At 72.2% G+C, this 11,937-nt stretch carries 12 protein-coding genes; 9 read left to right on the top strand and 3 right to left on the bottom strand.

The genetic code is table 11. The features are described from left to right. The first annotated feature begins 24 nt into the window (after positions 1 to 24). The 4 genes from IQ279_RS05950 to IQ279_RS05935 all read left to right on the top strand — a co-directional run bounded on the left by IQ279_RS05950 (position 25) and on the right by IQ279_RS05935 (position 3,660). A complete protein-coding gene (locus IQ279_RS05950) occupies positions 25 to 612 on the top strand; it encodes a TetR/AcrR family transcriptional regulator (RefSeq protein ID WP_206347263.1) in 588 nt (195 codons plus the stop codon). 478 nt (positions 613 to 1,090) lie between these two features. Then, positions 1,091 to 1,432: a hypothetical protein gene (locus IQ279_RS05945; protein ID WP_241027685.1), complete on the top strand. Its 342-nt coding sequence runs from the start codon at positions 1,091 to 1,093 to the stop codon at positions 1,430 to 1,432. Positions 1,433 to 1,438: 6 nt separating this feature from the next. Next, positions 1,439 to 2,479 carry an ATP-grasp ribosomal peptide maturase gene (gene tgmB, locus IQ279_RS05940; protein ID WP_206347262.1) on the top strand — a complete coding sequence of 347 codons (1,041 nt, stop codon included), beginning with the start codon at positions 1,439 to 1,441 and terminating at the stop codon, positions 2,477 to 2,479. Beyond that, positions 2,476 to 3,660 carry a methyltransferase domain-containing protein gene (locus tag IQ279_RS05935; RefSeq protein WP_307792237.1) on the top strand — a complete coding sequence of 395 codons (1,185 nt, stop codon included), beginning with the start codon at positions 2,476 to 2,478 and terminating at the stop codon, positions 3,658 to 3,660. The genes tgmB and IQ279_RS05935 overlap by 4 nt, the downstream gene beginning before the upstream one ends. Before the next feature lie 166 nt (positions 3,661 to 3,826). Here IQ279_RS05935 and metG read toward each other — a convergent pair whose 3' ends face one another. Then, entirely contained in the window at positions 3,827 to 5,443 is a 1,617-nt protein-coding gene (gene metG, locus IQ279_RS05930) for a methionine--tRNA ligase (protein WP_206347261.1), read from the bottom strand. A 339-nt stretch (positions 5,444 to 5,782) separates the two neighbouring features. Here metG and IQ279_RS05925 point away from each other — a divergent pair, with 339 nt between their 5' ends. Then, entirely contained in the window at positions 5,783 to 7,870 is a 2,088-nt protein-coding gene (locus IQ279_RS05925) for a PhoX family protein (protein ID WP_206347260.1), read from the top strand. 174 nt (positions 7,871 to 8,044) lie between these two features. Then, positions 8,045 to 8,308 carry a GlsB/YeaQ/YmgE family stress response membrane protein gene (locus tag IQ279_RS05920; protein ID WP_206347259.1) on the top strand — a complete coding sequence of 88 codons (264 nt, stop codon included), beginning with the start codon at positions 8,045 to 8,047 and terminating at the stop codon, positions 8,306 to 8,308. A gap of 277 nt (positions 8,309 to 8,585) precedes the next feature. On the opposite strand, the gene IQ279_RS05915 is transcribed toward IQ279_RS05920, so the two are convergent. Then, the gene (locus IQ279_RS05915; RefSeq protein WP_241027766.1) at positions 8,586 to 8,810 is read right to left on the bottom strand and encodes a hypothetical protein; all 225 of its coding nucleotides are present in this window, start codon (positions 8,808 to 8,810) and stop codon (positions 8,586 to 8,588) included. A 497-nt stretch (positions 8,811 to 9,307) separates the two neighbouring features. Between IQ279_RS05915 and IQ279_RS05910 the strand changes: the two genes are divergently transcribed. The 3 genes from IQ279_RS05910 to IQ279_RS05900 are packed head-to-tail and all read left to right on the top strand — an operon-like array spanning position 9,308 to position 11,443. After that, the gene (locus IQ279_RS05910) at positions 9,308 to 10,138 is read left to right on the top strand and encodes a hypothetical protein (RefSeq protein WP_206347258.1); all 831 of its coding nucleotides are present in this window, start codon (positions 9,308 to 9,310) and stop codon (positions 10,136 to 10,138) included. After that, positions 10,110 to 10,916, top strand: a complete 807-nt coding sequence (locus IQ279_RS05905; RefSeq protein ID WP_206347257.1) for a radical SAM protein — start codon at positions 10,110 to 10,112, stop codon at positions 10,914 to 10,916. The genes IQ279_RS05910 and IQ279_RS05905 overlap by 29 nt, the downstream gene beginning before the upstream one ends. Continuing rightward, complete coding sequence (locus tag IQ279_RS05900) at positions 10,913 to 11,443, top strand: nucleoside deaminase (RefSeq protein WP_206347256.1); 531 nt, start codon at positions 10,913 to 10,915, stop codon at positions 11,441 to 11,443. Before IQ279_RS05905 ends, IQ279_RS05900 begins: the two co-directional genes overlap by 4 nt. A 79-nt stretch (positions 11,444 to 11,522) precedes the next feature. Here IQ279_RS05900 and IQ279_RS05895 read toward each other — a convergent pair whose 3' ends face one another. Next, positions 11,523 to 11,897: a hypothetical protein gene (locus IQ279_RS05895; protein WP_206347255.1), complete on the bottom strand. Its 375-nt coding sequence runs from the start codon at positions 11,895 to 11,897 to the stop codon at positions 11,523 to 11,525. Between the last annotated feature and the right edge of the window lie 40 nt (positions 11,898 to 11,937).

Raw genomic sequence — 11,937 nt, 5'->3', positions numbered from 1 at the left:
GTTCTCTTGGCAAGGGGAGTTCTCGTGATCGATGAGCAGACAGCGCGCGAACGGGTGGTGTCCGCCGCCGACCGGCTGTTCTACGCCCGGGGGGTGCAGGCCGTCGGCATGGACGCCGTCCGCGGCGAGTCGGGCGTCTCCCTCAAGCGCATCTACGCCCTGTTCCCCTCCAAGGAGGAGCTGATCGTCGCCGTCCTGCGGCACCGCACGGACCGGTGGAACGCCGGTGTCACCGGCGCGGTCGACGGCGCCGGTACGCCGCGCGAGAGGCTGCTGGCCGTCTTCGACTTCCTGGCCGGCTGGTTCCGCGAGGACGACTTCCGCGGCTGCGCCTTCATCAACGTGTTCGGCGAACTGGGCGGCGGCAGCGACCGGGTCGCCGAGGCCGTGCGCGAGCAGAAGGAGTCCTTCGGGCGCGAGGTGGCCGAACTGGTCCGCGCCGCGGGCGGCCCCGACCGTCTCGCCCCCCAGCTCGTGCTGCTCGCCGAGGGCGCCCAGACCACGGCCGCCATATCGCGCGACCCCGACATGGCGGGCCACGCCCGAGCCGCCGCCGAGACCCTCATCCGATGCGCGCTGGACGGAGCCGGGGAGCCGGCCGCGACGGCGTGAGTGGCGTGAGCACGGCGTGCGCCCGCCGGTGACTGTCCCCGACCGTCCCCAGCGGATCGCCCTGAAGTCCACCGGGCGCTGCCTCGACTCCCCCTTCCGGGCGGCCAGTCGGTGCAGCCGCTCGTCCACCCGCCAGCCGTCCGCTGACCGCTCCCCTCCCCGGCCATGTCCGCCCACCGGACGCCGCCCCAGGGGTATCCCACGCCCCGCGGCCGGGGAAAGGGGGCGATCGGAGCTCGGCCCGGTCGGGGTGAGGAGCCCGGACCGTGTCCGTCCGGCACCGTGTCAGCCGCCGCACAGGGCGCGGTCGGCCGGACCGGCTCTTCGCGGGGCCGGGCGGGGACGGGCCGCGAAACCGGACGCCTGCCGGCTCGTTGGCCTGTACGGGACGGGCTGTGGCCGGAAAACCGGCTTACGGCGGCCGTCGGGCGGAGATAACCCAGAGGGGGATTCCGCCCCCCGAAGCGAAGGGGGAGTCATGACCATGACATTATTCTCCGGTGAGCGCACCGGGGCGGGCCTGGCCCTGGACAGGCCCGAGGACAGGTTCCCGCTGGACCGGGGAGCCGCCCCGGACCTGCCGGACCTGACGGACCACCGGGGCCCGGCGCCGCTGGCCTTCCGGTTCCTGACCGCCACCACCGGTTCGGGAGGCGTGCTGCCGCAGGACATCTCCTACGACGAGGAGACCCAGACCGGCGTCTACCAGGGCCTTCCGCCGGGGGTGTTCATGACCAAGAATCCGCCGAAGACCTTCGGCCCCACCGAGCCCACCGGCCAGATGGACGCGCCGGACGACCCGGGCCCGAGCGACGACTGACGGCCGGTGACCGACGACGGACGGCTCGGGACGACCGCGCCCGGGAAGGTCCTGGTGCTGACGGGTCGCTTCGACCCCACCGCGGACCTGGTGGTCGAGGAGCTGAACCGGCGTGCCGTACCCGTCTTCCGCACCGATGTCGCGGACTTCCCGCTGGGGCTGTCCCTGGCCGCGCGCCTCGGCGGGAAGGCCGGAGGAGGCGGAGACACCGGGGAGGGCGGACACGCGGCCGGGAAGGCGTGGAGCGGCACACTGCGCACCGGGCGCAGGACGCTGGACCTGCGGGACGTGCGCAGCGTCTACTACCGCAGGCCTGCCCGCCCCCGCTTCCCCGAGGGGATGTCGCCGGAGGCCCGCAGGGTGGCCGAGCGGGAGGCCCGGCGGGGCTTCGGCGGGCTGCTGGCGGCGTTGCCGGTGCGGTGGCTGCCGCCCCCGGGCCGGGCGGCCGACGCCGAGTACAAGCCGCTGCAACTGCGCGTCGCGGCCGAGTCCGGGCTGTCCGTGCCGCGCACGCTGATCACCAACGACCCCGGAGCGGCCAGGGAGTTCGGGGAGGAGACCGGCGGCCGGGTGGTGTTCAAACCCTTCACGCCCGTGCGCGGCGCCGTCGGCGGGAGGTCGGCGGCCGTCTACACCAGCATCGTCGGCCCCGCGGAACTCGGCCACCCGGACGTCGCCACCACGGCGCACCTGTTCCAGGAATGGGTGCCCAAGGCGTACGAGGTGCGGCTGACGGCCGTCGGCGGGCGGCTGTTCGCCGCCGAGATCCACGCGGACTCACCGGCCGGACACGTGGACTGGCGCAGCGACTACGACAGCCACAGATACCGGTTGTGCGAGCCGCCGCCGGCCGTCGCGGCCGGAGTACGCCGGATGATGGACGCCCTCGGCCTGCCCTACGGCGCGTTCGACTTCGTCGTCACCCCCGAGGGGCGATGGTGCTTCCTGGAGGTCAATCCGAGCGGGCAGTTCGGTTTCGTGGAGCAGGCGACCGGGCTGCCGATCACGGCCGCCGTCGCCGACTGGCTGGAAGGGAAAGGGATGTGAGAGCGCACGGGGGCGACGAGCGCGGGGAGCTCGTCGGGGCACGGGTCGGCATGGTGCGGCGGATGGACGAGGGCGGTGTGGTGCTCTCCTCGCGGCTGGCCGAGGTCTTCCTGAACGTGCCGCGCCACCGGTTCGTCCCGGTGTTCTACCGCCGGGACGGCGACCGCTTCCTGCCCTGCCGCCGCGGGGGCGGGGACGCCGGTGGGTGGGCGGCGCGGGTGTACGCGGACGACTCCCTGATCACCGAGGTGGACGGGCTCCACGCGGAGGAAGCGGGGGAGCGGTCCGTCACGGGCGTGCCCACCTCCTCCTCGACCGCGCCGAGCCTGATGGCCGACATGCTCGACGCGCTCGACGTCGAGCCGGGCGCGCGGGTCCTGGAGATCGGCACGGGCACCGGCTACAACGCGGCGCTGCTGTGCCGGCTGGCCGGTGCGGAGAACGTGGTGACCGTGGACGTCTCCGAACGCCTCACCGCCGCGGCGCGGGAGCGGCTGGACGGCCTGGGGATGTCGCCGGTGGTGGAGACGGCCGACGGCGCGGCGGGCGCCCCGGGGCACGCACCGTTCGACCGGATCATCGCCACCTGCTCGGTGCGGCGCGTCCCGGCCGCCTGGACCGACCAGTGCGCGACGGGCGGGATCATGGTGGTCCCGCTCAAGGGGACGCTGGCCGGAGGGGCACTGGCCCGGCTGACCAAGCTCGCGGACGGTACGGCCGCCGGGCACCTCCTGCACACCCCGGCGGCCTTCATGCCACTGCTGTCCGGCCCCCGCGCGGCGCCGCCCCCGGCCGGGGCGGAGGGCGGGCGGAGCCGGGAGACGCCGCTGTCCGGCGGTGTGCTGGACGACTGGACGTTCTCCTTCTTCGCCCAGCTCCACCTGGGGCCCGGTGCCGAGCGCGAACACCACCGCGCCGCCGACGGCACCCACACCACCGTCCTGTACGACCCCGCCGACGGCTCCCGCGCACGGGTGACCGACCACGGGGACGGGCGCGCCGGCGCGGTGGTCGCCGCCGCCGGGCCCCGGGACCTGTGGGCGGCGGTCGAGCGCGCCCACCGGCGGTGGCGGGAGCTGAACCGGCCCCGCCGCGAGTGGTTCACCGTCCGCGTCACACCCCTGGGTCAGACCATGGCCTACACGTCCCCCGACGGGCGTACCCACACCTGGGAGCTGTGAGCGCCCGGGCGTGGCGGTCCGTGAACCCCGCACCCGGAGTCCGGCGTCGCGTGCGGCGCTCCGGGCGCGGGCACCCGGCGAAGCGGTGCCCACCCGTCCCGGCGGGTGGGCACCGCTCCGCCGTGTACGGGGCCGGACGCTCCGGGTCCGCCGGGTCCGGTCCTGGCTACGCGCCCTTGGGCTCCTCCAGACGCGGGAAGAGCGCCTGGCCCTTGGTGACCCGGGTGCCGGCCGGGAGCAGGCCCCAGGCGCCGGCGTCCTGGACGCGCTGGTCGGCCAGGTCGCCCAGCGGGGCCTGCGCGCCCAGCGAGTCCCACAGCAGGCCGGAGGTGCGCGGCATCACCGGGTTGAGCAGGACGGCGCAGGCGCGCAGCGACTCGGCGGCGGTGTAGAGGATCGTCGCCAGCCGCTCCTGGGCCTCGGGCGAGGTGTCCTTGGCGACCTTCCACGGCTCCTGCTCGGTGAGGTAGCCGTTGACCTGCTTGACGAAGTCGAAGACCGCCGCGATGCCGCCCGCGAAGTCCAGCTCCTCGCCGATGCGCCGGTCGGCCTCGGCCACGGCCTTCGCCATGCCGTCCCGGACCGCCTGCTCGGCCTCGCCGTCCGCCTTGGACTCGGGCAGCAGCCCGTCGAAGTACTTGTTCACCATGGCGGCCACGCGCGAGGCGAGGTTGCCGTAGTCGTTGGCCAGCTCGCTGGTGTAGCGGTGGGTGAAGTCCTCCCAGGAGAAGGAACCGTCCTGGCCGAAGGCGATGGCGCGCAGGAAGTACCAGCGGTAGGCGTCCACGCCGAAGTGTTCGGTGAGCTGCTGCGGCGAGATGCCCGTCAGGTTGGACTTGCTCATCTTCTCGCCGCCGACCATCAGCCAGCCGTTGGCGGCGACCTTCCCCGGCAGCGGCAGGCCCTGCGCCATCAGCATCGCGGGCCAGATCACCGCGTGGAAGCGGAGGATGTCCTTGCCGACCAGGTGGACGTCGGCGGGGAAGGTCTCCTCGAACTTCTTCTGGTCGGAGCCGTAGCCGACGGCGGTGGCGTAGTTCATCAGGGCGTCGATCCACACGTAGATCACGTGCTTGTCGTCCCAGGGGATCTTCACGCCCCAGTCGAAGGTGGAGCGGGAGATCGACAGGTCCTCCAGGCCCTGGCGGACGATGTTGACGACCTCGTTGCGCGCCGACTCGGGCTGGATGAACTCCGGGTGCCTCTCGTAGTGCTCCAGGAGTTTGGGCCCGTACTCGGAGAGCTTGAAGAAGTAGTTCTCCTCCTGGAGCATCTCCACGGGCTTCTTGTGGATCGGGCAGAGCTTCTCGCCCGCCCACTCACCCTCGCCGTCCAGCAGGTCGCCGGGGGACTTGTACTCCTCGCAGCCCACGCAGTACGGGCCCTCGTACTCGCCCTTGTAGATCTCGCCCTTGTCGTACAGGTCCTGCACGAACTCCTGGACGCGGGCGGTGTGCCGCTGCTGCGTGGTGCGGATGAAGTCGTCGTTCGCGATCTCAAGGTGCTCCCAGAGGGGCTTCCACGCCTCCTCCACGAGCTTGTCGCACCACTCCTGGGGGGTGACCCCGTTGGCCTCGGCGGTGCGCATGATCTTCTGACCGTGCTCGTCCGTGCCGGTGAGGTACCACACCTTCTCGCCGCGCTGGCGGTGCCAGCGGGTGAGCACGTCGCCTGCGACGGTCGTGTAGGCGTGGCCCAGGTGCGGAGCGTCGTTGACGTAGTAGATGGGGGTCGTGACGTAGAACGCCTTCGCCCCCCGCTGCTCTTTTCCAGTGGCCGCCATGGGAGAAATCCTAACGGTCCGGGGCCGTGCCGCCGGTCCGGATATCGCCGTGCGCGGGGGGCGCCGGGAGGGCCGGGGGAAGGGCCGGCGAGGGCCGGCGAGGGGCGGGGAGAAGGCCGGGGAGAGCGCGGGGGCGGGGCCGGCGGGCGCCGGGTGTACCGGTGCGGCGACCGTACGGATCCGGCCACGGAGGGTGCGTCGGCGGCCGCCGAGTGGCCGCCGGACGGCCTGCCGATTCCACCGGTCGGATTCACCCTACGTTTACCGTGCGGTCGCCCCCCGTCGTGCCCGCGCGCCTAGCGTCCGACACGCGTAGACACGGAACATCCGGAGGGGACCATGCGCAAACTGCTGCCGCTGATCGGTTCGCATCCCGGCGGGAGAGCCGCCCTGACCTGCCGCTACCGCTGCGGTGACGCCTGCTTCCACGAGGTGCCCAACACCAGCGGCAACGAGTACGCCGGCGATGTCATCGCCGCCGCCCTCTCCCGCCGCTCGGTGCTGCGCGCCGGCGCCGTCGTCGGCGCCACCGCCGCCGCCGGGGCGGCGGTCGGTATCGGCCAGGCGCCCGAGGCATCCGCGAAGCCCCCCGTCGTGCCGGGCAAGGGCTGGGAGAAGGAGCGCGGCAAGATCCGCGGGGCGGCGCGCGGCCTGCGCTTCGCGCCCGTCGCGCCGAACACCATCGACGCGGTGACCGTCCCCGAGGGCTACGCGCAGAACGTCGTCATCCGCTGGGGCGACCCGATCCTGCGCGGCGCGCCCGCCTTCGACCCGGAGAAGCAGAGCGCGAAGGCGCAGGCCGGCCAGTTCGGCTACAACAACGACTTCCTCACCCTGCTGCCGCTCAAGGGCGAGCGCGGGCGCCAGGTGCTCTTCGCCAACCACGAGTACACCGACGAGGAGCTGATGTTCCCCGGCTACGACGGGGACAACCCCACCCGCGAGCAGGTGGAGATCGCCTGGGCCGCGCACGGCCTGTCCGTCGTCGTGGTGGAGGAGGACCGCCGCACGGGGAAGCTCACGGCCGTCCCCCGCCACCACCTCAACCGCCGCTTCACCGCCACCAGCGAGTTCCGTCTCACCGGCCCGGCCGCCGGGTCCGACCTGCTGAAGACCTCCGCCGACCCCACCGGCACCAGGGTGCTGGGCACCCTCAACAACTGCGCGGGCGGCACCACCCCCTGGGGCACGGCGCTGTCGGCCGAGGAGAACTTCAACCAGTACTTCGCGGGCGCCGCCTCCGTCACCGACCCGGAGGTGAAGGCCAGGCTGGCCCGCTACGGCATGAGCGGCGGCGCCTCGGGGCGCAAGTGGGAGCGGTTCGACGACCGCTTCGACCTGACCGAGGAGCCCAACGAGGCCAACCGCTTCGGCTGGGTCGTCGAGGTGGACCCGTACGACCCCGGCTCCGTGCCGCGCAAGCGCACCGCGCTCGGCCGCTTCAAGCACGAGGCCGCCGAGCCCCGCCTGACCGCGGACGGCCGCCCGGTCGTCTACATGGGCGACGACGAGCGCTTCGACTACTTCTACAAGTTCGTCTCCTCCAGGCGGATGGCCAAGGGCGACAGCCGCGCCGCCCGCGAGCACAACCTCACGCTGCTGGACGAGGGCACCCTCTACGTGGCGAAGCTGACCGGCGACAGCCCGGCCGACCAGATCGACGGCAGCGGGAAGCTTCCCTCCGACGGCGAGTTCGACGGTTCCGGCGTGTGGATCCCGCTGGCCACCGGCGACACCTCCCACGTCCCCGGCATGAGCGCCGAGGAGGTCTACGTCTTCACGCGCCTGGCCGCCGACAAGGTGGGCGCCACCAAGATGGACCGTCCCGAGGACGTGGAGCCCAGCCCGCGCACCGGCCGCGTCTACATCGCGCTGACCAACAACTCCCAGCGCGGCGCGGCGGGCAGGCCCGGCCCGGACGAGGCCAACCCGCGCAACGCCAACAGGCACGGCCAGGTGCTGGAACTGGCCGAGCACTGGGACGACCCGGCGGCCGACGGCTTCGCCTGGCGTCTGTTCCTGGTCTGCGGCGACCCGGAGGACCCCGCCACCTACTTCGCCGGCTTCCCCAAGGACCAGGTCAGCCCGATCTCCTGCCCGGACAACCTCGCCTTCGACGCCTACGGCAACCTGTGGATCTCCACGGACGGCAACGCGCTGGGCTCCCACGACGGGCTGTTCGGTGTGGCCACGGCGGGCGGACGGCGCGGTGAGGTGCGGCAGTTCCTCACCGTCCCGGCCGGGGCCGAGACCTGCGGCCCGATCATCCAGGACCGGCGAGTGCTGGTCGCGGTGCAGCACCCGGGCGAGGTGGACGGCGCCAGCTACGAGCAGCCCGCCTCGGCCTGGCCCGACGGGCCGGGAAGGGTGCCCCGCCCGTCGGTCGTCTCCGTCTGGCGCGAGGACGGCCGCGGCATCGGCGCCTGAGCGCGGTGCGGCGGTGCGGCGGCCCGGCCGGGTCCGGTCTCCCGGGTCCGGCGACCCGGTGCGGAGGCCGGGCCGGGCTGGGCCGCCGGCTCTTGACAACTTGACATGCCCGCGTGTGCGTGGGCCGGGACCGGGAAGGAGGAGGTGAGGAAACCGACCCGAAAGGGTGAAGTCATGGAGATAACCGGCATCATTACCGCGATCGTCATCGGCGTCGTCGTCGGTGTGCTGGGGCGGCTGGTCCTGCCGGGCCGCCAGCGCATCGGCGTCCTGTGGACGATCGTGGTCGGTATCGTCGCAGCCCTGATCGGTACGTTCATCGCGGCCGGGATCGGTGTCGCGGACACCGGCGGCGTCGACTGGATCGAGCTGCTCATCCAGATCGGTCTGGCCGCGGCGGGTGTCGCCGCCGTGGAACGCGCCAAGGTCCGCGCCTGACGGACGACCCCTGACCCCTGACCCCTGCCCGCCGGGCCATCGCGCCCGGCGCCCCGGAGCAGCACAGGCCCGGCGGAGGGCGGCCCCCACAGCCGCCCTCCGCCGGGCTCTCGGCTGCCCTGGACCGGTCCCACCCGGTCTCGCGGACAGCCGGGAGGCCGGGGGGCGGTGCGTGCCCCGGCCTCCGCCGCCTCCGGTGCGACGGCCCGCCCGGCTCCGTCCGAACCCACCGGGCAGGGCCGGCTCCCTCACCCCGGAGCCGGTGTCCGATCCGGGCTCAGCCCGTGTGGTGGTCCCGCTGGAAGAGTGCGGCGTGCTCAAGCACGTCCTCCATCGGGTCGTCGATCTGCCCCGTGGAGATCAGCGCGACGGTCGGCCCGTTGTGCGATCCGCGGTGGGTCTCGTCGGCCCACGCCGGCGCGGCGCCGCCCGGCAGCACGACCGCCACCACGGCCGCCCCCGCCGCCACCACGCACCCGCGCGTCGTCCGGTTCCGCCTCACCGTGCTTCTCCTCTCGTCCTCATCCGGTCACGGCCGTTCGCCGTTCGCCGTGCATATCTGCCGGTGAGCGGAAAAGTTACGAACGGATTGTGGATCTGTCCTACGGCGTCCCGCGGCGCGCCCCGTCGCACGCCCCCGGGCGTGCGAGATGGGCGCGGGCGGGGCGGGACGCGGGGCCCGTTCGGCTCTCACGGCCGCCGGCCCGCGCGCCGGGCCCGGGCGGCGTCGTGGAGGCCCGGGGCGTCGCGCGGGACGCCCCGGGCGAACGCCGTCACCCCGGCGCCGAGCCGGTGGAGGGCGAGCGTCCGGCCGGGGTGTGACCGGGCTTGCCGGTGGCTTCCTCCGGGAAGAACGCGAGGGGAAGGCGCGGGAGCAGAAGCGGAATTCCGTATTCCACACCCGGTGATGCCGGTGATGTTGGCGGGATTCCAACGGGCGCCCTCGTGCGGCGACTCCTCGATGTGCTGCACTGGCTGTCGGTTTAAGGGGGAGGCGGGGTGGATATGCGCCTGATGACGGCCGTGCGGGTGGGAACGTCTGTCGTCTCGGGTGTGCTGATCGGCCTGTGGGTGAACCTCTTCACCGACCAGCTCTCGGAGAATGGCTACTTGACCGCGTCGATAGGGTTGGGATGGGGCAATTTCCCGCTGTTCCTCGGGATTGCCTCCCTGGCGGTCGGTGAGGGCTTCGTGCGGAGGCAGCGGATGCTGGAGCGGGACGATTTCGTGCAGCGCTACGAGTTGCTGCGGCAGCGGCAGCGGCGAATCCTGGAAAGTACCCTGCGGATCATGTGCGAGCTCGTCTCCAGAACTCTGGAGGTCACCTGCAACGCTCGTTACTTCGTGGCCGAGCGTGACGAGGACGGTCGCCACTATCTCCGGCAGGACCGCGATCTGGCGGTGCTGAACATCAGCATGCCGCGTGAGTACGGGTTCACCCGCATCTACGTCGACACCCCTCATATCGTAAGCGGCCAGGCGTACCGGGAGCGCGTTCCGCTTTACCAGGAGCTTCCGGTGGACCATAGCAACCTGTACGACCCGGACGTGAGCCGGATGATCGAGCCGCGGCAGAGGTGGGTGCTGGCATGCCCGGTACTCCGGCTCGACGCGGCCACCAACAGCCACGTTCATGGCCGGACGCCGCACGGCGTCATCGTTTTCTACGGCACCGAGGTACCGTCCGGCCCCGATGTCGCCGACCGTGTCCGGGGCAGCCTCGACTACACCCAGCAGTTCGCCGAACAGATGTCGCACATTCTCAACATGCTGGAGCTTTCTACCGCATCGGAGATGGCCGGTGAAGGAGATACCGCAGGAGCTGCCTAGATCGATCTGCTTACGAGTGACGCGCAGATGCAATGTCGCCTGCTCTTTCTGCCAGGCGCCGCCCACCAGCAGAAGTGAACTGTCCGTGCGGGAGATCGGTGAGATCTCCCGCTTCTTCGCGTCCGGTGGCGCCCGGTCGGCGAAGCTCGCGGGAGGTGAGCCGACAGTCCGGGAGGACCTGCCCGAGATCATCGCCGCAGTCGCCGACGCCGGGCTCAGGCCCGTGGTCACCACCAACGGCTTCTCCGTGCCCACCCGCACGCTGGATGCCTGCGCGGAGTACGCGGGTGAGTTCAAGTTCAGCATCCACCGGCCGTCCGCCGAGAACGACCGGGTGCTGCGCCGTAGATCTTTCGACGATATCGAGGGAAACCTCGCCGAGGTGGTGCGCAGAGAAATCGGATTATCGATTAACTCAGTGGTTGTTCCGGGTGGCCTGAACCTAATGGAGGAAATGGCAGATTTTGCTTGTGGGCGAGGTGCGCGAAAGATAAGTTTCATACCCGTGGTGTCCCGGGGGCGCGCCAACGGAAAGCAGGAGTTCTCGTTCCGTTCCGAGGAACTGTCCGAAGTGCTCCGCCGTGTGCGGGAGTTGGCGCAGACGTACCAGGGGCGTATGGACGTTCGCTGCATCGACATCAGATCCCGGGACTACTGGATCGTGGAGAACGACGGGTCGCTGTGGATCGAGCGAGCCACCGAGGACGCCGATGTGCGTATCTGCGGAAAGGAATCCTTGATGTCCACCTGTAGCACGCGCCCCGCGGAGGCGGGATGACGGACCGGGAGATCGACGCGGGGATGCTGAGGTGCCTCCGGCTGGCCCGTGAGGCGGCGCTCTCCGGAAACTACGGGCTGGGGGCCGTGGTGATCCGGGACGGTGTCGTCCTCGGGGAGTCGGGCAGCGGACTCGTCCAGGGCCACGACCCGACCGCGCACCCGGAGGTGCGGGCCATTCGCCGGGCTGCCGAACGGGTTGGCTCCCGCTACCTCGCCAGCGCCTTCCTGCTGACGACGCTGGAGCCGTGTCCGATGTGCACCGCCGCCGCGATCTGGGCCAAGATGCGCGGCATCGCCTTCGGCGCCACCCAGGAGGACGCCCGGAGCTGGGCGGCCGAGCACCCCGACGAGACGTTCACCTGGCGGCAGATCGGCCTCCGGGCCCGCGACGTGGTCCGGGCCGGGCATCCGCGGCTGGAGGTGCGTGAGGGGATCCGCCGGGACGAATGCCTGGAACTCTTCGCCCTCACGGCCCGGAACGCCGCCGGGCAGGCCCCGGTGGGCGGTGCGGCGGGGCGCCGTTGAGGCGGGCGGGAGCGGGAAGACGTGAGCGGCCCGCCCCGGGTGGGGCGGGCCGTGGTGCGCGGGTGCCGGGGTGTGCCGGTCAGCTGGGCCAGTAGGCCCAGCTGGAGCAGCCCTTGTGGTCCTCGCAGACCCGGAACTGCTTGATGCGTGAGCTGTAGCTCGCCCACGGGCCCCACCTCCCGTCCGCGCCGCTGCCGTCCCACTGGGAGACGTGGGCGCCGTTGGCCAGGTAGGCGTCGGCGTAGACGCCGTTGCCGTCGCGCTCGCCGTCGTAGGCGCGCATCGAGTAGGCGGTCGCCTGGGCGGCGTCGCTGCCGTGGTAGCGCGTCACGGTCGCCGACGCGGATGTGGCGGTGGTCAGGGCCAGCAGGATCGCGCCGCCGAGCACGGCGGCCGTACGTGCGACTCTCCTCGCCGTCCCGGCCGTCCCGGTCGTCCCGGTCGTCCCGGTCATGTTTCCCCCTTGCGGTCGCTTGCGGTCGGTGTGGTGCGCA

The sequence above is a fragment of the Streptomyces verrucosisporus genome (assembly GCF_017114865.1).
Classification (GTDB): Bacteria; Actinomycetota; Actinomycetes; order Streptomycetales; family Streptomycetaceae; genus Streptomyces; species Streptomyces fenghuangensis.
Note: the sequence above shows the minus strand (reverse complement) of the source record. Positions and strands in the feature narration are given on the sequence as shown.